18 protein-coding genes are annotated in these 24,238 nt (G+C 59.3%); 7 read left to right on the top strand and 11 right to left on the bottom strand.

Going from position 1 to position 24,238, the window contains the following annotated elements; translation table 11 throughout:
- Positions 1 to 62: 62 nt before the first annotated feature.
- The 7 genes from AC1RCO_RS30000 to acnA form a co-directional block, all read right to left on the bottom strand.
- Positions 63 to 2,492: a hypothetical protein gene (locus AC1RCO_RS30000; protein WP_492618335.1), complete on the bottom strand. Its 2,430-nt coding sequence runs from the start codon at positions 2,490 to 2,492 to the stop codon at positions 63 to 65.
- A gap of 23 nt (positions 2,493 to 2,515) precedes the next feature.
- Positions 2,516 to 2,905: a GtrA family protein gene (locus AC1RCO_RS29995; protein ID WP_041752057.1), complete on the bottom strand. Its 390-nt coding sequence runs from the start codon at positions 2,903 to 2,905 to the stop codon at positions 2,516 to 2,518.
- The gene (locus tag AC1RCO_RS29990; RefSeq protein WP_015634799.1) at positions 2,902 to 3,630 is read right to left on the bottom strand and encodes a class I SAM-dependent methyltransferase; all 729 of its coding nucleotides are present in this window, start codon (positions 3,628 to 3,630) and stop codon (positions 2,902 to 2,904) included. The genes AC1RCO_RS29995 and AC1RCO_RS29990 overlap by 4 nt, the downstream gene beginning before the upstream one ends.
- Positions 3,627 to 4,604 carry a glycosyltransferase family 2 protein gene (locus AC1RCO_RS29985; protein WP_015634800.1) on the bottom strand — a complete coding sequence of 326 codons (978 nt, stop codon included), beginning with the start codon at positions 4,602 to 4,604 and terminating at the stop codon, positions 3,627 to 3,629. The genes AC1RCO_RS29990 and AC1RCO_RS29985 overlap by 4 nt, the downstream gene beginning before the upstream one ends.
- Positions 4,605 to 4,643: 39 nt before the next feature.
- Complete coding sequence (galE, locus tag AC1RCO_RS29980; protein WP_041752059.1) at positions 4,644 to 5,624, bottom strand: UDP-glucose 4-epimerase GalE; 981 nt, start codon at positions 5,622 to 5,624, stop codon at positions 4,644 to 4,646.
- Positions 5,625 to 5,765: 141 nt separating this feature from the next.
- Positions 5,766 to 6,554: a CPBP family intramembrane glutamic endopeptidase gene (locus tag AC1RCO_RS29975; RefSeq protein WP_065363460.1), complete on the bottom strand. Its 789-nt coding sequence runs from the start codon at positions 6,552 to 6,554 to the stop codon at positions 5,766 to 5,768.
- A 176-nt stretch (positions 6,555 to 6,730) separates the two neighbouring features.
- Complete coding sequence (acnA, locus tag AC1RCO_RS29970) at positions 6,731 to 9,472, bottom strand: aconitate hydratase AcnA (protein WP_492618334.1); 2,742 nt, start codon at positions 9,470 to 9,472, stop codon at positions 6,731 to 6,733.
- 208 nt (positions 9,473 to 9,680) lie between these two features.
- On the opposite strand from acnA, the gene rlmM reads away from it, so the two are divergent.
- Positions 9,681 to 10,754 (top strand): 23S rRNA (cytidine(2498)-2'-O)-methyltransferase RlmM, encoded by a 1,074-nt coding sequence (rlmM, locus tag AC1RCO_RS29965; RefSeq protein ID WP_077933658.1) that lies wholly within the window; start codon positions 9,681 to 9,683, stop codon positions 10,752 to 10,754.
- A gap of 192 nt (positions 10,755 to 10,946) precedes the next feature.
- Entirely contained in the window at positions 10,947 to 11,198 is a 252-nt protein-coding gene (tusA, locus tag AC1RCO_RS29960; protein WP_011060251.1) for a sulfurtransferase TusA, read from the top strand.
- On the opposite strand, the gene AC1RCO_RS29955 is transcribed toward tusA, so the two are convergent.
- Positions 11,195 to 12,604 (bottom strand): MATE family efflux transporter, encoded by a 1,410-nt coding sequence (locus AC1RCO_RS29955; RefSeq protein WP_019093726.1) that lies wholly within the window; start codon positions 12,602 to 12,604, stop codon positions 11,195 to 11,197. The two genes, tusA and AC1RCO_RS29955, sit on opposite strands and share 4 nt — an antisense overlap.
- Before the next feature lie 190 nt (positions 12,605 to 12,794).
- Between AC1RCO_RS29955 and pdxB the strand changes: the two genes are divergently transcribed.
- Positions 12,795 to 13,937, top strand: coding sequence for a 4-phosphoerythronate dehydrogenase PdxB (gene pdxB, locus AC1RCO_RS29950; RefSeq protein ID WP_053157146.1), 1,143 nt, complete (start codon positions 12,795 to 12,797; stop codon positions 13,935 to 13,937).
- 57 nt (positions 13,938 to 13,994) lie between these two features.
- Here the strand turns inward: pdxB and AC1RCO_RS29945 are convergent, their stop codons facing one another.
- Positions 13,995 to 14,174, bottom strand: a complete 180-nt coding sequence (locus AC1RCO_RS29945; protein ID WP_011060254.1) for a PA1571 family protein — start codon at positions 14,172 to 14,174, stop codon at positions 13,995 to 13,997.
- 259 nt (positions 14,175 to 14,433) lie between these two features.
- On the opposite strand from AC1RCO_RS29945, the gene AC1RCO_RS29940 reads away from it, so the two are divergent.
- Positions 14,434 to 16,197, top strand: coding sequence for an ABC transporter transmembrane domain-containing protein (locus tag AC1RCO_RS29940; protein WP_161466694.1), 1,764 nt, complete (start codon positions 14,434 to 14,436; stop codon positions 16,195 to 16,197).
- A 203-nt stretch (positions 16,198 to 16,400) separates the two neighbouring features.
- Here AC1RCO_RS29940 and AC1RCO_RS29935 read toward each other — a convergent pair whose 3' ends face one another.
- Positions 16,401 to 18,329 carry a transglycosylase SLT domain-containing protein gene (locus tag AC1RCO_RS29935; protein ID WP_011060256.1) on the bottom strand — a complete coding sequence of 643 codons (1,929 nt, stop codon included), beginning with the start codon at positions 18,327 to 18,329 and terminating at the stop codon, positions 16,401 to 16,403.
- A gap of 213 nt (positions 18,330 to 18,542) precedes the next feature.
- On the opposite strand from AC1RCO_RS29935, the gene AC1RCO_RS29930 reads away from it, so the two are divergent.
- Positions 18,543 to 20,462 carry an ATP-binding cassette domain-containing protein gene (locus AC1RCO_RS29930; protein WP_015634808.1) on the top strand — a complete coding sequence of 640 codons (1,920 nt, stop codon included), beginning with the start codon at positions 18,543 to 18,545 and terminating at the stop codon, positions 20,460 to 20,462.
- Positions 20,463 to 20,557: 95 nt separating this feature from the next.
- Here AC1RCO_RS29930 and AC1RCO_RS29925 read toward each other — a convergent pair whose 3' ends face one another.
- The gene (locus AC1RCO_RS29925) at positions 20,558 to 20,995 is read right to left on the bottom strand and encodes a universal stress protein (protein ID WP_011060258.1); all 438 of its coding nucleotides are present in this window, start codon (positions 20,993 to 20,995) and stop codon (positions 20,558 to 20,560) included.
- 100 nt (positions 20,996 to 21,095) lie between these two features.
- Here AC1RCO_RS29925 and AC1RCO_RS29920 point away from each other — a divergent pair, with 100 nt between their 5' ends.
- Both AC1RCO_RS29920 and fadB read left to right on the top strand, forming a co-directional pair.
- The gene (locus AC1RCO_RS29920; RefSeq protein ID WP_015634809.1) at positions 21,096 to 21,533 is read left to right on the top strand and encodes a hypothetical protein; all 438 of its coding nucleotides are present in this window, start codon (positions 21,096 to 21,098) and stop codon (positions 21,531 to 21,533) included.
- A gap of 555 nt (positions 21,534 to 22,088) precedes the next feature.
- Positions 22,089 to 24,236, top strand: a complete 2,148-nt coding sequence (gene fadB, locus AC1RCO_RS29915) for a fatty acid oxidation complex subunit alpha FadB (protein WP_011060260.1) — start codon at positions 22,089 to 22,091, stop codon at positions 24,234 to 24,236.
- The last annotated feature ends 2 nt before the right edge of the window (positions 24,237 to 24,238 follow it).

Genomic DNA, 24,238 nt, shown 5'->3' with positions numbered 1-24,238 from the left:
TCTGTGGGGGACGAGCACTGCCTTCAGCTGGATCTCTGGCCGTTAGGGGGCAACGCTCGCCATCAAAGCGGAATAGTGCAACTGATGTTAGAGAACCAGGCATTGCCATCCTGTACCAGAGCGAATCGTAACTGTGATGATTCGGTCTTGCTAGCGCTCGGTAACTGGAGGGCACTGAGAGGGACTGTTAGCGTCTCGCTTTCGCCCGGCGGTAGAACGCGATTACTCGATGCACGATATCCATTGTCCCATTGAGTGACTGCTCCATCTGTTCTTTCAATGTGATATCCGATTTTTATCGGGAATTGTCCTGCCCCTATGCTCCAGTTGAAGTTACTTTCATTGGTTAAAGTCAATGTCAGGTTTTTATATGAAGATGTACCTTCTTCTCGGGTGCAGGAGAGACTGCCTTTCATGGCTTCAAGTGGAGTAATCGCAGAATCACCCGTGCCCTTTGTTAATACTGTTCCGTCCAGAAATAATTCTGGGTGCGTCTTGTTGTCGACAGTAACTGGGATGTTTCCAGGGTAACTATGGATAAAGGCGACAAGCATGTCCCGGTTTAACAATATAGGGTAAAGATTTTTGTTTGCCGCTTCTTTTGAATTGATTTCAATAGTGCTGATATTTTTGTAGTCAGGTTCGTAGTGTATACGGTATCCAGGATCATCCAGGAGTGCGTAGGCAAGATTGCTCGCGTCGTCCTCGACTACCTTGTAGTTACGCGCCTGTAAGGTTTGGTGAATTGCCGAATACTCCTCGCCTTTGACGACAGTTCGGTCGATTACAATAGATTTGAAACCCAATGCTTCGATTTCGGTCAGTTGTTGCGTGAAAGTGAGTTTAGATATCCTGTAATTCCAGTCATCTGCTGGGCTATTTTTCGCGCCACCATTGCTCCAGTGAATTGTGTGTGAGTTTAGGTAAAGGCGGACTTGGGAAAAAGCGCCCCACCCGTAGTAAGGGCTTTCGCGTAAATATTGAGCGTAAGGGTATTGATAGACCATTGAGTTTTTTGGAATGGTCTGTTCTAACTGGCTAACGAAATTGCGCTCTGCTTTATACTGATCTGCAAAGGGTTGATTTCTGCGGTTCGAAGTCGCAGGGATCTGATCGAACAGTCCTACGATAGTAATAGTTAGAATCAGTACTGAAGCGATCATTCGTCCTTTTTGTTCTTTGCGATCTCGCCATCCATCAGCTATTCGGGCGCCGAATAATAGTAGGAAGAAAATAAGGAGTACGGCGAAACGATCATAGGCACGGATGGTAGGGAATATCAAAGCTACCAGAGTGCCAATGCCTCCAAATATGCAGCACAGCAATGAAAATAGGATTAAGGGGAGTAGGGTGTCGATCAAGCTCAATTGATTATTGGTTGTGGCGGAGGTGTCAGCTTTTCTGAGTATGGGAAGTGCTAGAGCGGTGAGTGCTGCCGCAAGTAATAGTGATCCCAAAAGGCCGAGAGAGACTGCGGCAACGGATGAGTATTTTCTTGCGGCGGTATTAGAGCTTAGGATTTTCTCTCCTGCTTTTGCGATTGACGGTATTCTATGATTGGTGGCGGGAGCGATAAGTTGCTTCAGGCTTGTGCTATAAACTTCAGCCTCAAAAGGGTGCTTTATCAACACGGGATCCGCTGTATTTCCCGTGGGGTAAAACTCACTGTGATGATTTTTTTTGTAAGTGTAGAGTGGTAGCTGTATCAGTAATGACGCTGCGACAAGCAGCAAAATATAGATGGTAGAGGGGGTAAGCAGGATAGGTTTTTTCCAGCCCACCAATACAGCTCGGGCACCAGCTGAAAATCCGAGTGTGAGTAGTATGAAAAACGCGTAGTACCCATCGGATATCGCTATGAGTAAAATGAAAAGTGCGCCGAGCAGAAAAAAACGATCAGTTATAAGTTTTTTGGGGGCTGCCAAAAGTATGTGATCAAATTTTCCCTGTAGAGTCCATATTACAGAAACGAGGGCAAGAGGAACTATGAAATAATTGGGTATAAAAGAGTAAATAAGAAAATTTATTCTGAAGGTAGTAAAGGCAAATAGGAAGGCGACACAAACCCCGCAGAGCCTAGAGATATTAAGCAGTCTGCAAGCAGTGAAAGATGTGAGTGCGATCAATGAAAAGTTCAGCAGGTAGTAGAATTGCTGAAGGTAAATTGGGTCTTTGATAAAAAAGTTTAGACCCAGCATGATGACTGAGTGCAGTGCGCTGGTTTGTGCGGCGGCATTGTGATGCCAGCTTGCAACTTCTGGTGCTCCTAGGAATGGATTGCTAAGCACCCATCCCGTATCGGTTAATACTTTCGTCAGGGTCAATTGCCATATGTCATCCCCATTTCCATATATCATAGGGATCGACATGTCCCAATGGTTAAGCCCTAGAACATAGTAGCCTAGCACCATCGGTAGAATTATCAGAAGGCCAATGTAAATTCCCAGTTTTTTTAGTAATGGCTTTTTGTTTTGGCGCAATGCTTCTTGCATCCTGGAATGTACCTTGTGTTTTTTTAACTTGCGTTATTTTTGAAGATGAATAATTTGCAGGCGATGAACATCACGGTGCTGTAAATTACTATTCCACAGAGTTGCGCAATGTAAGGATTGATTTTCAGGGCGTTTAACGCGAGTAACACTGCAGCTGCGTTCAATAAATAGGCGATAATGGCGCACAGTATATATTTAGGGAACGAGTGCCTCGCAGGGTTCGTGCTTTTAAATGTCCAGATGCTATTCAGGATAAAGCTAATGGCCAAGCCTACGGCATAACCCACAGCATTAGCCGTCAGCGGGCCGAGGGATGTAAAGTACATGATTGCATAGATAGCGGCCAAACCTGTCAGCGTGTTTAACACGCCGACAAGTAAGAATTTCATCGTCTGAATGGCCAGTGCAATCATTCTGGCGCTCGCGCAGACATACGGTACTGAGCACCTAGTGCGAGCCAATTCAACTTCCGCTCCAGCGGGCGCAGATAGCTCAAGAAGGCCGGAAAGAAAAGTTTGTAGTCAACGCTGGGTTTTGCCCAGCCACCGGCAGTTGCGCGCTTCGCCATAGTCCGCCCCAGAATCAGTTTTGCGTTTACATCAAGGGGGCAGGTGTTCACCGCTTTTACGGTCAGTGGATTCAGCGGGTTATGCTCATATATCGTTAGAATTCCTCCTGGTTTGGTGATACGTAGCAACTCCTTTAACCAGTGATCATGGTCTTCGTGCGGTATATGGTGAAAGACGCAAGCTGTGAATACGATATCCTGGCTGTGTGTAGGCAAAGGGATAGTGTTTTCAATCTGTACGTATCTTTCGTCACCGGGGAATCTGATTTTTGCGATTTCAATACTGCGAGATGAGACATCCCCGCAAGTAATCGCACTGCCAGGGAAATATTTTCTGAAGAAGGGTAATGAGTTTCCGATACCGCTGCCGAAGTCAAAAACAGAGGCCGAGGGCAGTTTTTGATCTGCTACTAGCGCTGCCAAGTCTGCAATTTTGTATTCAGAAAAAAACTCCGGGTTTTCGCCGGTAATTGCGACGTTCTCTTTATGCTGATCATGGTACTCGTCAGCAAGTAGATCGAATTCGGCACGTACGCGTTGATCTTTATCCGGGTTGATATTATCGCTCAATTCGATGTCTCCTTGTTGGGCTCCGTTTTGATCTCCTTGTCCAGAGATGAGACTATCTCTTGAATAATAAACAAAGGTCGGCCTTTGGTTTCTATATAGAGTCTTCCCAAATACTCTCCCATGACACCAGCAACAAATAACTGCATGCTGCCCAGCGCCAGCATGATCACTGCCAGGGATGTCCATCCTTCTACACTGTTGCCTGTGAAGTAGTGAAGCAACACATAACCCAATAGCAGTACTGTGGCCGCCCCGAAGCCAATGCCTAAATACGATGCCATGCGCAAAGGGCGTACAGAGAATCCGGTGATTGCATCTATTGCAAACTTAATCATCTTCGACAACGGGTACTTTGTTTCCCCGGCGAATCGTGCTGCGCGCTCATAGGGAAGGGCTTCTTGCTTAAGACCGATCCAACTGACCATTCCGCGAATAAAGCGATGATGCTCAGGCATTCCGTTCAGCAAGTCGACGGCTCGACGACTCATCAGGCGGAAGTCCCCGGTATCTGCAGGGATGTCGATGTCTACCATCCGGTTAAGCATGCGATAGAAGAAGTGAGCCGAAGCCTTTTTGAACATCGTCTCGCCGTCGCGTTTAATCCGCTGGCCGTAGACAACGTCGCATCCGTGGTCCATTCGTTCCATCATTTTTGATAGCAGTTCTGGAGGATCCTGAAGGTCGGCGTCGAGGATGAAAACCCGATTGCCCCGACAGAGTTGCAAGCCGGCTGACAATGCAAGTTGATGACCATGGTTGCGTGAGAGATTGATGGCAACCACGCGGCGATCAATTTGCGACAGATCCTGCATGATTTTCCACGTTGAATCCCTGGATCCATCATTGATCAGGACGAGTTCGTAGTCATCGTTAAGTTGCTCTGTACAGACGGCGGTAACTCGTCGGTGCAACTCGAGAATCCCGTCTTCCTCGTTATAACAAGGAATGACTACAGATAATGTTGGCCCTGCCATTGATTCATCCTTAATTCTGAAAAGATTGCGTCATTTGCGTTACATGGACGAATGCCATGCATAGGCATGGGCAATGATATCGTCTAAAGCAGGGTAACGTGGGGTCCAGTTCAAAGCCTTCCTTGCCTGTGCGGAGTCCGCGACGAGCACTGATGGGTCGCCCATGCGCCTGGCTACAAACTCATGAGGAACTGCCTGGCGAGTGATTCGTTGCACGCTATTCAGAACATCTTTAACGCTATAGCCGGCGCCGTTCCCCAGGTTCAGCTTCAGGGAGTCGCCCTGATTTCGCAAATGATTCAATGCCGACAGGTGGGCGGCGGCTATGTCGCAGACGTGAATGTAGTCGCGCACGCATGTGCCATCGGCAGTTGAGTAGTCATCGCCAAAAATTTTCAGCGAAGGGCCGTTGCCCAGGGCGGCATTGATTGCCAAAGGTATCAAGTGCGTTTCCGGCTCATGGCGCTCGCCTAGCGAACCGTCTGGTTGAGCGCCTGCAGCGTTAAAGTACCGCAGGCACACGTGACGTATACCGTAGGCCTGTTCGTAATCAGGTAGAACCTGCTCGACTGCGAGCTTGGATCGGCCATAAGGATTTATCGGAACGGTTTGGTGAGCCTCGCAAATAGCGCCATTGGTAGGGCTCCCAAAAATGGCCGCAGTAGATGAAAATATGAAGTTCTTGATCTGATGGTGCGCCATGCTCGCCAGCAAGGCGAGGGTCTTGCTCAGATTGTTCTCGTAATACTTCGCAGGCTGCAGGACCGATTCCCCCACTTGAATGTAGGAAGCAAAATGCATTACTGCGTCGATCTCATGTTCCTGAAAAATTTGCTCGAGGAGTTCGCGATTACCAGCGTCCCCGACAATAAGAGGCACGCTCTGAGGCACGGTGTCGGCAAACCCGGAACTCAGGTCGTCGAGCACGACGGCTCCCAAGCCCTCTTCAGTCAGCATTCTCACCATGTGAGAACCTATATAACCGGCGCCCCCAATAACCAGTACATTTTTCGCCGTCACACCGCCTCTCCTTCGATGGCTTAGAGTCCGTTTTGCACATTCAATAAAATGGCGCTTGTTAATCCTTCTGACACTATATCAATCTTGGTGCGTGCCTGGGCCTTGCAGCATGCGCTTTGAACGTTTTTTGACGCTGCAGGTTCAAGCCAACATCGGATAAGTAAACAACCCAAAATGCAGCAAATTCAGCCCGAAATGCGTAACAACCGCGGCCCCCAACCCCCCGAACCGATACGCTAGTCCATACCCGACGCCAGCAATAGTCGCCAGCAACGTCCATTGCCATCCCGCACCTAAGTGCACCAACCCGAACAGCAACGCCGCCAAAAACAGCGCCAGATTCTCCCCATACGGCAACTGCTTGAACCGACGGCTTAACCCGCCCTGGATGTACCCGCGAAACAGCGCTTCCTCCACCAGCGTCACCAGAAGCAGGTTATTCAAAACCCATAGCCAAGCCTGTTCCGGCCACTTCGGCGCCCAACTGATGACGCCCAACAACGCAGCGCCGCCCAATGCGGCAATCGCCGTCAAGGCCAACGCCAGCGCCATGGCACAGATCGACAGGCGCAAGGAGCGGCGTGCAACAATCCACGGGCATACCAGCAGCAGCCAGAAGCCGATCAGCGGCTTGTCCTGGTTCAGGTACAGGGAGAAGGGCACGGCATCGTCGGTGAAGCGTTGCGGGTCGATGGCCCGGCCATTGTAGAACCCAGGCAGCCAGTGCATGGCCAGGGCCAGGGCGAGCACCACGAACAGGCCGTGGCCCAGGTACTGGCCGACGCGGCTGCGTTGCTGGCGCACGGCAAAGCCGGCAGCCAACAGCAGCAAGATCGACAGGGCGGCCAGCAGGCCCAGTTGCCCGTAGCTCAGGGCCAGTGCGTAGCCAATGGAAAGAAGTGCCAGGTACATCCATGGCAGAGCGGTCATGGGGAATCCTTGTTGCGTAAGAATGGGTATTGCAGAGACGTAGTACTGCGCCGGATCTGTAGTCGCCATTGCGACCAGTGAGTCAGATTTGGCGGGCGCGCAGTATAACCACCTCGTCCTGGCACGGCAGCCCAATGCAAAACACCGCCCGAAGGCGGTGTTTTTTTCAGGCAGCGTCAGGAGGCAATCAGTTGCCGCAGAACGTAGTGCAGGATCCCGCCGGACTTGAAGTATTCCACTTCATTCAAGGTGTCGATGCGGCACAGCACCTCGATCTTCTCCTGGTTGCCATCCTCACGGGTGATCACCAGGGTCAGGTTCATCCGCGGCGTCAGTTCTGTACCGCTGAGGCCGAGAATGTCCAGGGTTTCCTTGCCGGTCAGCTTCAGGCTCTTGCGGTTCTGGTCCAGCTTGAACTGCAAGGGCAGGACGCCCATGCCCACCAGGTTGGAGCGGTGGATACGTTCGAAGCTTTCGGCGATCACTGCCTTGACTCCCAGCAGGTTGGTGCCTTTGGCCGCCCAGTCGCGGCTCGAACCGGTGCCGTATTCCTGGCCGGCGATCACTACCAGCGGCGTGCCGTCGGCCTGGTAGCGCATGGCTGCGTCATAGATCGCCAACTTCTCGCCGGTGGGAATGTACAAGGTGTTGCCACCTTCCTCGCCGCCGAGCATTTCGTTGCGAATGCGGATGTTGGCGAAGGTACCGCGCATCATCACTTCGTGGTTGCCGCGCCGTGAGCCGTAGGAGTTGAAGTCCCGCGGTTCCACGCCCTTGTCCCGCAGGTAGCGGCCAGCCGGGCTGTCGGCCTTGATGTTGCCGGCCGGGGAGATGTGGTCGGTGGTCACCGAGTCCCCCAGCAGGGCCAGTACCCGGGCGCCGCTGACATCGGTGATCTGCGGCAGCGGGCCGGCGATGTCATCGAAGAACGGCGGGTGCTGGATATAGGTGGAGTCGTCCTGCCACACATAGGTGGCGGCCTGCGGCACTTCGATGGCTTGCCACTGTGCATCCCCGGCGAACACTTCGGCGTACTCCTTGTGGAACATCCGAGTGTTGACCTGGGCCACGGCGTCGGCGATCTCCTTGCTGCTGGGCCAGATGTCCCGCAGGTACACCGGCTGGCCGTCCTTGCCCTGGCCCAGAGGCTCGCTGCTGATGTCGATGCGCACCGTGCCCGCCAGGGCATAGGCCACGACCAGGGGCGGCGAGGCCAGCCAGTTGGTTTTCACCAGTGGATGCACCCGGCCCTCGAAGTTGCGGTTGCCCGACAGTACCGAGGCCACGCTGAGGTCGGCCTGCTGGATGGCTTTCTCGATCGGCTCCTGCAGCGGGCCGGAGTTGCCGATGCAGGTGGTGCAGCCGTAGCCCACCAGATCGAAGCCCAGTTGGTCCAGGTAGGGCGTCAGGCCGGCAGCCTTGTAGTAGTCGGTCACCACCTTGGAGCCTGGGGCTAGCGAGCTCTTGACCCAGGGTTTGCGTTGCAGGCCTTTTTCCACGGCCTTCTTCGCCACCAGGCCGGCGGCCATCATGACGCTGGGGTTGGAGGTGTTGGTGCAGGAGGTGATGGCCGCGATCACCACGGCACCGTTTTTCAGGCGATAGGTCTGGCCGTCGTACTGGTAGTCGGCTTCGCCCACCAGGTCCGCGTTGCCCACCGCCACACCACCGCCACCTTCGCTTTCCAGGCGGCCTTCTTCCTTGCTGGTGGGTTTGAACTGCAGGTCGAGGAAGTCAGTGAAAGCCTGGGCAACGTTGGGCAGTGCAACCCGGTCCTGCGGCCGTTTGGGGCCGGCGAGGCTGGCCTCCACGGTGCCCATGTCCAGCGCCAGGCTGTCGGTGAATACCGGCTCCTTGCCCGGCAGGCGCCACAGGCCCTGGGCCTTGCTGTAGGCCTCCACCAGTTTCACCAGTTCGTCGGGGCGCCCGGACAGGCGCAGGTAGTCCAGGGTGATGTCATCCACCGGGAAGAAACCGCAGGTGGCGCCGTATTCCGGCGCCATGTTGGCGATGGTGGCACGGTCCGCCAGGGGCAGGTCGGCCAGGCCGTCACCGTAGAACTCGACGAATTTGCCGACCACGCCTTTCTTGCGCAGCATCTGGGTCACCGTCAGCACCAGGTCGGTGGCGGTGATACCTTCCTTGAGCTTGCCGGTGAGCTTGAAGCCGATGACTTCGGGAATCAGCATCGACACCGGCTGGCCGAGCATCGCCGCCTCGGCTTCGATCCCGCCCACGCCCCAGCCCAGTACGCCAAGGCCATTGATCATGGTGGTGTGGGAGTCGGTGCCCACCAGGGTGTCGGGGAAGGCGTAGGTGCGGCCGTCCTCGTCCTTGGTCCAGACCGTGCGCCCCAGGTATTCCAGGTTGACCTGGTGGCAGATGCCGGTGCCCGGCGGTACCACGCTGAAGTTGTCGAAGGCGCTCTGGCCCCAGCGCAGGAAGGCATAGCGCTCGCCGTTGCGTTGCATCTCGATATCGACGTTCTGCTCGAAGGCGCTGCTGCTGGCGAATTTGTCCACCATCACCGAGTGGTCGATCACCAGGTCCACCGGTGACAGCGGGTTGATCCGCTGTGGATCGCCACCGGCCTTGGCCATGGCGGCGCGCATCGCGGCCAGGTCGACCACCGCCGGCACCCCGGTGAAGTCCTGCATCAGCACCCGTGCGGGGCGGTACTGGATCTCGCGGTCGGAGCGGCGCTCCTTGAGCCAGGCCGCGATGGCTTTGAGGTCGGCGCCGGTGACGGTCTTGTCGTCCTCCCAGCGCAACAGGTTTTCCAGCAGGACTTTCAGCGACATGGGCAGGGTGTCGATATCACCCAGGCTCCTGGCGGCGTCCGGCAGGCTGAAATAGTGATAAGTCTTGTCGTCGACTTTTAGGGTCTTAAGGGTTTTCAGGCTATCGAGGGATGGCATTGAATGACTCCTTGTGGCCCGCACGGCTACGGGCCTGTGATACGGACAGAGAGTTAACCTAGCTCTGTTTGGGGCTTATAGCTAATCACTGGACTGCTGGGCTCAGTCCAAGGTTCCGAACTCGGTTATCATGCGCCGGTTTTCGTGACAGGCTTTGCTACAGGGCAGGTTTGCGCATCGATTCATCGCCATTTGCCCAGGAGATTCAATGAACACCCTGTTTATCCATTGCCGGCCCGGCTTCGAGGGCGAAGTCTGCTCCGAGATCGCCGACCATGCGGCCCGGCTGAATGTCGCCGGTTATGCCAAGGCCAAGCCCAGCACCGCCTGCGCCGAGTTCATCTGCACCGAGGACGACGGGGCCCAGCGTCTGATGCAGGGTCTGCGCTTCCCGGAGCTGATCTTTCCCCGGCAGTGGGCCCGGGGCGGTTTCATCGACCTGCCGGAAACCGACCGCATCAGCGTGATCCTTGCCTACCTGGCCAACTTCCCGCAGTGCGGCAGCCTGTGGCTGGAAGTGGTGGACACCAACGATGGCAAGGAGCTGTCCAACTTCTGCAAGAAGTTCGAAGCCCCCCTGCGCAAGGCCCTGGCCGCTGCCGGCAAGCTGGTGGACGACGCGACCAAGCCGCGCTTGTTGCTGACCTTCAAGAGCGGTCGGGAAGTCTTCGTCGGCCTGGCTGATGCCGGCAACTCGGCCATGTGGCCCATGGGCATTCCACGGCTGAAATTCCCCCGGGAAGCGCCGAGCCGCTCGACCCTGAAGCTGGAAGAGGCCTGGCACCATTTCATTCCTCGGGACCAGTGGGACGAGCGTCTGCATGGCGACATGACCGGCGTCGACCTGGGGGCTGCCCCGGGCGGCTGGACCTGGCAACTGGTCAACCGCGGCATGCTGGTGACCGCCGTGGACAACGGCCCCATGGCTGAAAGCCTGATGGACACCGGCCTGGTGCAGCACCTGATGGCGGACGGCTTTACCTACAAGCCCAGGCAGCCGGTGGACTGGATGGTCTGCGACATCGTCGAGAAACCGGCGCGCAACGCCGCGCTGCTGGAGACCTGGATCGGCGAGGGGCACTGCCGCGAGGCGGTGGTCAACCTCAAGCTGCCGATGAAGCAGCGCTATGCCGAAGTGAAGCGCTTGCTGGAGCGCATCGAAGAAGGCTTCAAGGCCCGGGGCATTCGCGTGGCCATTGGCTGCAAGCAGCTGTACCACGACCGCGAGGAAGTCACCTGCCACCTGCGGCGCCTGGATCTGAAAAAGCCCAAATCGGCGTAGTACCTGCAACACCACCCGCTTCCTGGTAGAGGCCGGCTTACCGGCGAAAAAGGCCCCACACTGGTGCAAGGCGTGAGGATGCCTTCGCTGGCAGGCCAGCTCCTACGGCAGGATCGGGGCCGTGGAACGACAGCAACAGATGAACCGATGGCGGTATTGCGCGACAATGCCGGCCAGTTTCAGGAGTGATTCATGAGTCAGATTATCGATACGCCGGTTGACGGCACCCTCGACGCCACCGGCCTCAACTGCCCGGAGCCGGTGATGATGCTGCACCAGCACATCCGCGACCTGCCGCCGGGCGGGCTGTTGAAGGTGATTGCCACCGACCCCTCCACCCGCCGCGACATTCCCAAGTTCTGCGTGTTTCTCGACCATGAACTGGTAGCGCAGCAGGAAGAGGCAGGTACCTACCTCTACTGGATCCGCAAGAAGCTCGATTAACCCGCCGAGCGGCTGATGCGGATCTGCTTGCGCGCGCTGCGGGTCAGGCGGATCGACAGCATCAGCGCCGCGCAGCTCAAGCCCACGATCAGGCCTTCCCACAGGCCGCTCGGGCCCCGCGCCGGGCCGAACCAGTCGGTCAGGCCCAGGGCGTAGCCCACCGGCAAGCCAATCCCCCAGTAGGCGAACAGGGTCAGGATCATGGTCACCCGAGTGTCCTGGTAGCCGCGCAATGCGCCGGCCGCCGTGACCTGGATGCCATCGGAAAACTGGAACAGCGCCGCATACACAATCAGCATCGAAGCGACCTGAATCACCATCGGGTCGGTGGTGTAGATGGTGGCGATGGGCTCACGCAGGAAAAACATCAGGCTCGCCGAAAGGCAGGCGTAGGCCAGTGACGTGGCCATGCCGACGCCGGCGCTGAAGCGCGCATTGCGGGGTTGCTGGCGGCCCAGGGCCTGGCCGACCCGCACGGTCACCGCCATGGCCAGGGAGTAGGGAATCATGAACATCAGGGCGCTGACGTTGAGGGCGATCTGGTGCCCGGCCACCACCGTGGCCCCCAGGCTGCCGATCAGCAGGGCGATCACCGCGAAAATGCTCGATTCGGCGAACACTGCAATGCCGATGGGCAGGCCGATGCTCAGCAAGCGCCCGATCATCGCCCCTTGCGGCCAGTCGAAGCGGCTGAACAACTGGATCTTGCGGTAGGCCGGTGCCCAGAAAATCCAGCCGGCCATGCCCAGCATCATGGCCCACATCACGATGGCCGTGGCCCAGCCGCAACCGACGCCGCCCATGGCCGGTACACCGAAATGGCCATAGATGAAGATGTAGTTGATGGGGATGTTCAGGGCCAGGCCTCCCAGGCCGATGACCATGCTCGGCACCGTGCGGCCCAGGCCATCGCTGAGGCAGCGCAGCACGTAGTACAGCGCTACCGCCGGCAAGCCACTGGCGATGCCGTGCAGGTAGCCCATGCAGGGCTTGATCAGTTCCGGATCGACATTCATCAGGTGCAGCACCGGCTCGGCACTGATCAGTATCAGCAGGGCCGAGATCCCGGCCACCACGGCGAGCCACAGTGCCTGGCGCACCAGCGGGCCAATCTCGTGCAGGTTGCCGGCGCCGAAGCGCTGCGCCACCTTGGGCGTGGTGGCCAGCAGGGTGCCGGTCATCAGCAGGAACACCGGAATCCAGATCGAGTTGCCCAGGGCGACGGCTGCCAGATCCCGCGGGCCGACCCGGCCGGCCATCACGGCATCGACAAAGCCCATGGCGGTGGTGGCCACCTGGGCAATCATGATGGGCAGGGCCAGTACCAGCAGGTCATGCAGTTCACGGCCGACCCGGGCAGGGCGGCTGGTGGCGGTGGCGGCAGGGGAGTCAGTCACGGAATTCACGGGGCGTAGCGTCCATAGGTGGTGTTGCGCAGGACGCGACAGTCTACGCGTTGACATCTCAGTCAGGAAAACATCCCGTGTTGTGGATTTGTAAGCGCCGGGGGTGGTGAAAATGCCGGTTCGCGCGCATGCCGCGCTAGCCCGGCCTGGCATCTGCGCCTACACTGCGGCTCCGCCAGAGGAGCCTGCCATGTTGATTGTTGCCGACGAAAATATCCCCCTGATCGAAGAGTTCTTTGCCGGTTTCGGCGAGATCCGGCGTTTCCCCGGGCGCGCCATCGACCGGGCGACCGTGGAGCAGGCAGATGTGTTGCTGGTGCGCTCGGTGACCCAGGTCGACCGCCAGTTGCTGGAAGGCAGCCCGGTGCGGTTTGTCGGCACCTGCACCATCGGCACCGATCACCTGGACCTGGAGTATTTCCAGCAGGCCGGGATCACCTGGTCCAGCGCCCCGGGCTGCAACGCCCGGGGCGTGGTGGACTATGTGCTGGGCAGCCTGCTGACCCTGGCCGAGATCGAAGGCGTGGACTTGGCGCAGCGTTGCTATGGCGTGGTCGGTGCCGGTGAAGTGGGCGGGCGCCTGATCGAGGTGCTGCGCGGCCTGGGCTGGAATGTGCTGGTCTGCGATCCGCAGCGGCAGGCGGCGGAAGGCGGCGACTATGTCAGCCTGGAGCAGTTGCTCGAGCGTTGCGATGTCATCAGCCTGCACACACCCCTGACCAAGAGCGGTCAAGACTCCACCTGGCACCTGCTGGATCGCCAGCGGCTGAACCGGCTCAGGCACGGCACCTGGCTGATCAACGCGGCCCGTGGCCCGGTGGTGGATAACCGGGCCCTGGCTGAGGTGCTGCGCCAGCGCGAGGACTTGCAGGCGGTGCTGGATGTCTGGGAGGAGGAGCCGACGGTGGATGCTTCCCTGGCGGACCTCTGCGTGCTGGCGACGCCGCATATCGCCGGTTACAGCCTGGACGGCAAGCAACGGGGCACGGCGCAGATCTACCAGGCCTACTGCCGTTTCCTCGGGCAGGCCGAGCAGGTCAGCCTGTCGGCCTTGCTGCCGGCGCCCTGGGTGCCTCAGGTCAGCCTGAATGCCAATGCGGACCCGGCCTGGGCCCTGGCGATGATCTGCCGTGCCGTGTATGACCCGCGTCGTGACGATGCGGATTTTCGCCGTAGCCTGTCGGACGATGTAGCTCAGCAGCGCAGCGCCTTCGATGGTCTGCGCAAGCATTATCCGGAGCGCCGCGAGATCGACGGCCTGGAAGTGCGCATCCAGGGCGAGTCCGCGGCCTTGAGCCGGATCGTCCGTGCCTTGGGTGCCAGGGAAGCCTGAAACCGCGCATAAAAAACCCGGCCGCAAGGCCGGGTCAAGAGGACGTGAGGCTGTGTGTCAATCTTGCCGAGCAGGCTTGACCAGTCGCTTTTCCAGTTCGCGGCAGGCGTTCTGGATCATGTCTTCAGTAATAGGTACTTCGCGACCCTGGGCGTCGATGATGGCACACCCCAGAGACTGGTTCGGCTGGGTACGGATCACTTGAATCTTGTCATTGCTGCTGTGTTGCAAGGACATGGCCTGTCTCCTCATCAGGTTGTGTGCTTACTCTAGAATGGCCGGGTGACCAAGCTATTACAGACCGCCGCGAGGGCTGGCCCGGCGACTTCACTCCAACAGAAATGCCCGGGGAGTGCCAGCCACGGATTAGACCGATAATCTCTAGGCTCTAGTGTCAGCGGTCATAATCAACCTGACTCATTGTGATTTACCAAAGTTCCTGCGAATTCATCTCGTTGCCGTTGCTGCAACGAACGGCTCGCCGGTGCGTCAATGGATGAACAGCATGCTTTCTTCTCGTCACCGCCGGGCGCTGCATCTGGCCAGCCGCTTTGTCGCTCCCTACCGTTGGCAGGCGCTGGGCGCCTTGCTGGCACTGATAGTTACCGCCGGCATTACCCTGTCCATGGGGCAGGGCATTCGCCTGTTGGTGGACCAGGGCTTCATGACTCAATCGCCCCATCTGTTGAACCAGTCCATCGGCCTGTTCCTGCTGCTGGTGCTGGCGCTGGCGGTGGGTACCTTCGTGCGCTTTTACCTGGTGTCGTGGATTGGCGAGCGTTGCGTGGCGGATATCCGGCGCCAGGTGTTCAATCACCTGATCTACCTGCATCCCGGGTTCTACGAAAACAACCGCAGCTCGGAAATCCAGTCGCGCTTGACCGCGGACACCACCTTGCTGCAATCGGTGATCGGGTCTTCGCTGTCGCTGTTTTTGCGCAATGCGCTGATGGTGCTGGGGGGGATCGTGCTGTTGTTTGTCACCAACCCCAAGCTCACCAGCATTGTGGTCATCGCCTTGCCGCTGGTGCTGGCGCCAATCCTGATCTTCGGTCGGCGGGTGCGCAGCCTGTCGCGCCTGAGCCAGGACCGGATTGCCGATGTCGGCAGCTATGTCTCGGAAACCCTCGGCCAGATCAAGACGGTCCAGGCCTACAACCACCAACCCCAGGATGAACGGCGGTTTGCCGTGACCGTGGAGCAGGCGTTCGACACGGCGCGCAAGCGGATTGTCCAGCGTGCCTGGCTGATCACCCTGGTGATCGTCCTGGTGCTGGGGGCGGTGGGGGTGATGCTCTGGGTCGGTGGCATGGACGTGATTGCCGGGCGCATCTCCGGCGGCGAGCTGGCGGCATTCGTCTTCTACAGCCTGATTGTCGGCAGTGCCTTCGGCACCCTGAGCGAAGTGATCGGCGAGTTGCAGCGCGCGGCCGGCGCGGCGGAGCGGATTGCCGAATTGTTGCGGGCGGACAATATCATCCAGCCGCCCGCCGACGGGCTGGTAAGCCTGCCGGCGCGGGTGCGGGGTGATCTGGAGCTGGACGGGCTGCGGTTTTCCTATCCGTCGCGGCCCGACCGCTTCGCGATCGATGGTTTGAGCCTGAGCATCCGGTCCGGAGAGACTCTGGCGTTGGTGGGGCCTTCCGGGGCTGGTAAATCCACCCTTTATGATCTGTTGCTGCGCTTCTACGACCCGCAGCAGGGAAGGATCCTGCTGGATGGCGTGGCCCTGACCCAGCTCGACCCGCTGGACTTGCGTCGCTGCTTCGCCCTGGTTTCGCAAAGCCCGGCGCTGTTCTACGGCAGCATCGAGGAGAACATTCGCTACGGCAATCCCGAGGCGACCCTGGCCCAGGTCCAGGAAGCGGCGAAGATCGCCTATGCCCATGAGTTCATCGAACAGATGCCCGAGGGTTACCAGACCCACCTGGGGGATGCCGGGCTTGGCCTTTCGGGCGGCCAGCGTCAGCGTCTGGCGATAGCTCGGGCCTTGCTGGTGGACGCGCCGATACTGCTACTGGACGAAGCCACCAGCGCCCTGGACGCGCAAAGCGAGCACCTGATCCAGCAAGCCTTGCCCAGCCTGATGAAGAACCGCACCACCCTGGTGATCGCCCATCGTCTGGCCACGGTGAAGAATGCCGACCGGATCGCGGTCATGGACCAGGGCAGGCTGGTCGCGGTGGGTACCCACCAGCAACTGATTGCCAGCAACCCCTTGTATGCGCGCCTGGCGGCCCTGCAATTCAGCGATGGCTGAGCCCACGCATCCCTGAGCCCTGTAGTCGCTGCCGAGCCTGCGAGGCTGCGCACGAGCACGTAGTCCTCGCCAACGTAGCGAGCGCTTTACGGCCACTTCGCGCCCGGTCGCAGGCTCGGCAGCGGCTACTGGTATTGGGGGGTGTTGGGGGAGATACAAAAATGCCCGCATTGCTGCGGGCATTTTTTGTTGTGGGTCGGTGCTTACTGATCGTCGAAATAGCGTTCGTGCCAGTCCACCAGGGGCTGCGGCGAATTGAGCTTCTGGCCGTAGATCACCGAGTAGGACAGTACGTTCTGCACGTACTGGCGGGTTTCGTCGAAAGGAATGCTTTCCACCCAGACATCGAAACTCAGGTGGTCGGCCCCCTTGAGCCACTGGCGCACCCGCCCGGGGCCGGCGTTGTAGGCGGCGGAAGCCAGTACCCGGTTGCCGTTGAACTGGCTGTGGACCTGGCTCAGGTAGGCGGCGCCCAACTGGATGTTCTTGTCCGGGTCCAGCACTTGCTGGGGCGAGGCCAGGGGAATGCTGAACTTGCGCGCGGTTTCCTTGGCGGTGCCGGGCATCAGTTGCATCAGGCCGCTGGCGCCGACGCCGGAACGGGCGTCGTCCATGAAGGCGCTTTCCTGGCGGGTAATGGCGAACACCCAGCTGGAATGCAGGCCGCGAACCTTGGCTTCGCGCACCAGGGTGTCGCGGTGGGCCATGGGGAAGCGGATGTCCAGGTCATCCCAGTACTGGGCCTGGCTGATGGTGCGAATGGCCGGGAAGTACCATTTCAGGTCGTAGGCCAGCTTGGCCTGGGCAACCATTTCGTCGCGGTTGAAATGCCGGCTGACGTGGTACCACTCGCGGCGGCCGTCGACGATCTGCCCGCGGGCATGCAGCTCCAGGGCGCGGCGTACACCCGGGGTGTTGCGTACCTTGTTGATCACGGCCTGGCTGAGCATCAGCGGCTGGTTGTTGAGCTGGTAGGGCGCCTTGGCGTGATCGGCGGCAAGGAAACCGTAGAAATCCCGCTCCCGGGCCAGGCCCTTGAACAATACCTGGGCCTGAGGGTTCTTCGGTTCGGCCAGTTCCAGGCTACGGGCCTGCCAGTAGCGCCAGCGGTTGGTGGTGGCCAGATCCTGGGGCAGCTTGCGGGTCAGCTGGTAGGCGTCTTCCCAGCGCGCCAGGCGCAGCAGCAGGCGCAGGCGCCATTCGGAGACGGTGTTGTCCCGCAGCTCGGGATCGTACTTGGTCATCACGTCCAGGGCGCGGCTGTCGAAGCGCCGTGCCAGGGTCAGGCCGATCTCGCGGGCGATGGCCACTTTTTCGTCACGGGAAAAGTGCATGCTGCTGGCATAGCCATCCAGCAGGGCCATGGCCTTGTCCGGATCCTGGCGCGCCAGGCGGCGCAGGCCGAGGCCAACCACGTCGGACATGGCTTCATCGGCAGGCTGGAAGCGCGAGGGCTGGCTCAGCAGTTCGGGTTTTTGCGCCACGTCCACCAGCAGGCGGCCCTGGGGCGCCAGGGTGGTCATGCTCTTTACCAGGCTGTTGGCCAGGGGGTAGTTGCGGGCCTCGGCGGCCAGTTTGGCTCGCTGCCAGCGCTTCTGTTCGGTCAACTGGCCTTCGGCGGCCCACTGGGCGAACAACGCGTCGCAGGCAGCAGGTTGGGATTTGCCGGTCAGCCAGAGCTTCTCGGTGGCGGCGTAGCCTTCGGCCTTGAGGTTGTGCCCCAGCTGGTACTGGCCATTGAGGCAGTCCAGTTCGGTGAAGTTGAGTTTCGGATCGTAGTACTTGGTGAAGGTCGCCCAGTCGCCGCGTTCGGCCAGCCAGCGCAACCAGCGCAGTTTCATCCAGTTGGCCTGGGGCAGGTCGCCATGTTCGGCGAGGAACTTCTCGATCTCGGGATTGCTGGCGGATTTCAGCCGGGCGGTGAGCTCGTCGTAGGCCAGGTACGGCTCCAGCGGATAGTCGCGCAGCGCATCGGCATAACGGAAATAGGGGCCGGAATCGCCTTTGGCCAGGGCGCGCTTGGCTTCATCGTAATACTGGCGCTGTAGAGTCAGGTCTGCCGCCTGGGCGCAGTGGACGGCTGTGGTGGAAAGAAGCAGGCAAGATAAAACACTGAAAAGGCGACTGCGCATGAGACATCCGGGCAGAGAAATCATGACAAGTGCCGACAGGGCCAACACTGATTGCTCACTAGCTTAGCCTTTTGCCAGCAACCGGTGAAAGCTTTGCCGGCCTGCTGGCATCAGTTGGCAACAAATGTGCCGCGAGCGCCCTCGTGGGCGAAATACCCGGCCTTCTGCTGGCTCAACTCAGGTAGAATGCGCGCCCGGTTTTTGGAGAAGAACATGACCCTGCTCAAATTCAGCGATGTGTCCCTTGCTTTCGGCGCCATGCCGTTGTTGGACAAGGTGTCCTGGCAGATCGCCCGTGGTGAGCGGGTGTGCATCATCGGCCGTAACGGTACTGGCAAATCCAGCATGATGAAGCTGGTCAAGGGCGATCAGAAGCCCGACGACGGCTCCGTATGGCGCGCACCCGGTCTGAAGATCGGCGAATTGCCCCAGGAATTGCCGGTGGCCGACGAGCGGACCGTGTTCGACGTGGTCGCCCAGGGCCTGGACGGTGTCGGCGAGTTGCTGGCCCAGTACCACCACCTGAGCCAGAACATCGTCACCGACGCCGATCTGGAAAAACTGATGCACGTCCAGCACGACCTCGAAGCCCGTGACGGCTGGCGCCTGCAACAATTGGTGGACAGCACCCTGAGCCGCCTGCAGCTGCCGGCCGACAAGACCCTCGCCGAGTTGTCCGGCGGCTGGCGTCGTCGCGTGCTGCTGGCCCAGGCCCTGGTGTCCGAGCCGGACCTGCTGCTGCTCGACGAGCCCACCAACCACCTGGACATTGGTGCCATCGCCTGGCTGGAAGAGGCGCTGAAGGATTTCCAGGGGGCGGTCCTCTTTATTACCCACGACCGTTCCTTCCTGCAGAACCTGGCCACCCGCATCCTCGAACTGGACCGCGGCGGCCTGATCGACTGGAACGGCGACTACGCCAGCTTCCTGGTGCACAAGGAAGCCATGCTGGCGGCGGAAGAAACCGCCAACGCGCTGTTCGACAAGCGCCTGGCCCAGGAGGAAGTCTGGATTCGCCAGGGCATCAAGGCCCGGCGCACCCGCAACGAAGGCCGCGTGCGCGCCCTCAAGGCGCTGCGTGTCGAGCGCAGCGAACGTCGCGAGCGTACCGGCAAGGCCAATATCCAGCTGGAAACCGCAGACAAGTCCGGCAAGCAGGTGATGGTGCTGGAGAACGTCAGCTTCGCTCACCCGGACGGTCCGTTCCTGGTCAAGGACTTCTCCATGGTCCTGCAGCGCGGCGACCGCATCGGCCTCTTGGGCGCCAACGGTACCGGCAAGACCACGCTGCTCAAGCTGATGCTCGGTGGCCTGGTGCCCAGCAGCGGTAAGGTGGAAGAGGGTACGCGTATCGACGTGGCCTACTTCGACCAGTTGCGCCATCAGCTGGATCTGGAAAAGACCGTGATCGACAACGTCGCCGAAGGTCGCGACTTCATCGAGATCGATGGCCAGAGCCGCCACGTGCTGAGCTACCTCGGCGACTTCCTGTTCAGCCCGCAGCGTGCTCGCACGCCGGTCAAGGCGTTGTCTGGCGGCGAACGTGCGCGGTTGCTGCTGGCCAAGCTGTTCAGTAAACCGGCCAACCTGCTGGTGCTCGATGAACCGACCAACGACCTGGATGTAGAAACCCTCGAACTGCTGGAAGAGGTGCTGCTGACCTTCCAGGGCACTGTGCTGATGGTCAGCCACGACCGGGCATTCCTCGACAACGTGGTGACCAGCACCCTGGTCTTCGAAGGCGAAGGCAAGGTGCGCGAGTACGTCGGCGGCTACCAGGACTGGTTGCGCCAGGGCGGTTCGCCGCGGTTGCTGGGGGTGACCGAGAACAAGTCCGGCAAGGCCGAGCTGAATTCTGCAGTGGTGGCACCGGTACAGGCGGCTCCGGCTCCTGTCCAGGAGGCGCCGGCGGCGAAAAAGAAGCTCAGCTACAAATTGCAGCGCGAGCTTGAGGCTTTGCCGGGGCAGATCGATGCCATGGAGCAGCAGATCGCCGGGGTCGAGGCGGAAATGGCCGACGCTGGTTTCTATCAGCGCCCGGCGGCGGAAACTGCAGCGGTAATTGCCCGCCTTGAGCAGTTGAATGCCGAACTGGAGCAGATGGTCGAGCGCTGGGCCGAACTGGATGCCTGAGTGACCGGTTGCTGATAAAAAAGCCCGACTGCAAAGTCGGGCTTTTTTTCAGTGCGCTTGCCAGCTTTTGGGAGCCGGCAACCCTCGGGGCGGGTTCAGCGTTTGACCAGGTGCACGGCCAGCACGTCGCAAGGCGCGCCGTGCAGGACGTCATTGGCGGTGGAGCCCAGCAGCAGGGCCAGGCCATGTCGGCCGTGGCTGCCGACCACGATCAGGTCGCATTCCTGTTCCTTGGCCAGGTGATGGATTTCCTGGCGCGGCTGGCCGTAGGTCAGGTGGCTGTATTCCTTGGTCAGCTCCGGGTACTTGTTGATCAGCCGATCAAGACGCTCCCGGGCCTGGTCGAACTGTTGCTGCTGCAACTGCGAAAGATCCATGGGGACGTCGCCCCCGAAGGCCATGGCCATGGGTTCGACAATGTGCACCAGGGACAGCTTGGCTCCATTGCTCACCGACAGCTCGCGAGCACGGTGGATAACAGGATCGCACTCTTCGGTTAGATCTACGGCGACCAGAATATGGTGGTAGGGCATGAGGTGCTCCTCCTGAGGGTTGCAATAGCTTCAAGTATGGCTGGTTTCAAGCGGGTTGGTTTGACCCAGGTCCCGCTCATCAAAAATCGAGAGTACAGATATGACGGTCTGGATAGTGGTGTCAATCCTTGCGGTAGTTCTCAGTCCGCTGGCGTGGTTGCGACCTTCTCGTCGCCAGAGCGGGTTGATCGCCTTGCGCATGGAGGCGCGACGCATGGGCCTGGCCATGCAACTGGCCCCTCAGGAGTGGCCGCACTGGCTGGGCCAGGAGCCGCCCAACCCTTGCCCGCAGTATCACCGGCCACGGCGCAGCGGGCAGCCTGTGTGTTGGAGTTATTGGCAGATCGCGCCGGGCAACTGGGTCAACCAGTGGCGCGAGCCCTGTGTCGATGAGCCACTGCTCAAGCACTTCCAGGCCTTGCCGGCAGGGGTGTTCAAGGTCGAGGCGGACAAGCAGATGATCGCCCTGTACTGGAACGAGCGTGGCGAGGTCAGTGTTTTGCAGGATATTGCCTCGGTGCTCAAGGCGTTGGCCTGAGTCATCCAGGGGAGGGTGCGCGCGGCAATCGCGGGCAGCCGGCAATAAAAAGCCCGATATCAGCATCGGGCGGGGATGGCCAGGCAGGCCGGTAATCTCGTGGCTGCCACCCGGGGTGGCCTCTTGCAGAATGGGGCGGTACCCCTGTCGCACAAACTGTGCGGCTTCTTCAGATATTTTCCCAGCGTAGTCGCTCTTTCTCCCATTCAGTGGGAGATTTAGGGCGCATTTTCTAAATATAGATCCTATGAATGGTTATGAATGCAGGGGCGTGTTGATCGTTCAGGGAGCAATGGAGTGACCGCAAAGTCGCGTTTCAAACAGCATTTTGGACGATTGACAATTGCTGGATTTTCCCTGAATGTGGCGTACCCAAATCAAACGGGCGTATGAAATGAGCGTTTGCATCGCAGGCGGCTCTATACAGAATCCCGACTATCGCGTTGGCGGGTGTGCCTGGCGGATTGGCGTTAGCATCGACGGTGACGTTAGTGCCATGCCAGAAGTCAGCGTCCGACGTGTACTGTTCAGCTTCCATATCGTGGAGATCAGTTGATGATTTACGAAGGTAAAGCCATCACGGTTAAGGCTCTTGAAAGTGGCATCGTCGAATTGAATTTCGACCTCAAGGGTGAGTCCGTCAACAAGTTCAACCGTCTAACCCTGAACGAATTGCGTCAGGCTGTTGACACCATCAAGGCAGATGCTTCGATCAAGGGCGTGATCGTCAGCAGCGGCAAGGACGTGTTCATCGTCGGCGCCGACATCACCGAGTTTGTCGACAACTTCAAGCTGCCGGATGCGGAGCTGGTGGCAGGCAACCTCGAAGCCAACAAGATCTTCAGCGATTTCGAAGACCTCAACGTGCCAACCGTTGCCGCGATCAACGGCATCGCCCTGGGCGGCGGCCTGGAAATGTGCCTGGCGGCGGACTACCGCGTCATGGCTGCCAGTGCCAAGATCGGCCTGCCGGAAGTCAAGCTGGGCATCTACCCGGGCTTCGGCGGTACCGTGCGCCTGCCGCGCCTGATCGGTGCCGACAACGCCATCGAGTGGATTGCCGCCGGCAAGGAAAACCGTGCTGAAGACGCGCTGAAAGTCGGTGCCGTCGACGCCGTGGTTGCTCCCGACAAACTCAAGGACGCCGCTCTGGCGCTGGTCAAGCGCGCCATTTCCGGCGAGTTCGACTACAAGGCCAAGCGCCAGCCTAAGCTGGAAAAGCTCAAGCTCAACGCCATTGAGCAGATGATGGCTTTCGAAACCGCCAAAGGTTTCGTGGCCGGCCAGGCTGGCCCGAACTACCCGGCACCGGTCGAAGCGATCAAGACCATTCAGAAAGCCGCCAACTTTGGCCGCGACAAAGCCTTGGAAGTAGAGGCCGCCGGCTTCGTCAAACTGGCCAAGACCTCTGCTGCGCAAAGCCTGATCGGCCTGTTCCTGAACGATCAGGAACTGAAGAAAAAGGCCAAGGCCTACGACGAAATCGCCAAGGACGTGAAGCAGGCCGCCGTACTCGGCGCCGGTATCATGGGTGGCGGCATCGCCTACCAGTCGGCCTCCAAAGGCACGCCGATCCTGATGAAGGACATCAACGAACACGGCATCGAGCAGGGTCTGGCGGAAGCCGCGAAACTGCTGGTGGGCCGCGTTGACAAAGGCCGCATGACCGCCGCGAAGATGGCTGAAGTGCTCAACGGCATTCGTCCGACCCTGTCCTACGGTGACTTCGGCAACGTCGACCTGGTGGTTGAAGCCGTGGTCGAGAACCCCAAGGTCAAGCAGATCGTGCTGGCTGAAGTGGAAGGCCAGGTCAAGGAGGACACCATCCTGGCGTCCAACACCTCGACCATTTCCATCAGCCTGCTGGCCAAGGCCCTCAAGCGTCCGGAAAACTTCGTCGGCATGCACTTCTTCAACCCGGTGCACATGATGCCGCTGGTGGAAGTGATCCGTGGCGAGAAGTCCAGCGAGCTGGCCGTTGCCACCACCGTTGCCTACGCCAAGAAAATGGGCAAGAACCCGATCGTGGTCAATGACTGCCCGGGCTTTTTGGTCAACCGCGTGCTGTTCCCGTACTTCGGCGGTTTCGCCAAGCTGGTCAGCGCCGGTGTGGACTTCGTGCGCATCGACAAGATCATGGAGAAATTCGGCTGGCCAATGGGCCCGGCGTACCTGATGGACGTGGTCGGCATCGACACCGGCCACCACGGTCGCGATGTCATGGCCGAAGGCTTCCCGGATCGCATGAAGGACGATCGCCGCTCGGCCGTGGACGTGCTCTACGAAGCCAAGCGCCTGGGCCAGAAGAATGGCAAGGGCTTCTACGCCTACGAAACCGACAAGAAGGGCAAGCAAAAGAAGGTGGCCGATCCGTCGGTGCTGGAAGTGCTCAAGCCGATTGTCTACGAGCAGCGTGAAGTCACCGACGAAGACATCATCAACTGGATGATGATCCCGTTGTGCCTGGAAACCGTTCGTTGCCTGGAAGACGGCATCGTTGAAACCGCTGCCGAAGCTGACATGGGCCTGGTCTACGGCATTGGTTTCCCTCCATTCCGTGGCGGTGCGCTGCGCTACATCGATTCCATCGGTGTTGCCGAGTTCGTTGCCCTGGCCGACCAGTACGCCGATCTGGGCGCGCTGTACCACCCGACCGCGAAGCTGCGTGAAATGGCCAAGAACGGCCAGAGCTTCTTCGGTTAAGC

Source organism: Pseudomonas sp. GW823-FHT03E05 (assembly GCF_058796855.1).
The sequence above is the reverse complement of the archived record's forward strand: the minus strand, read 5'-3'. Positions and strand labels throughout refer to the sequence as shown.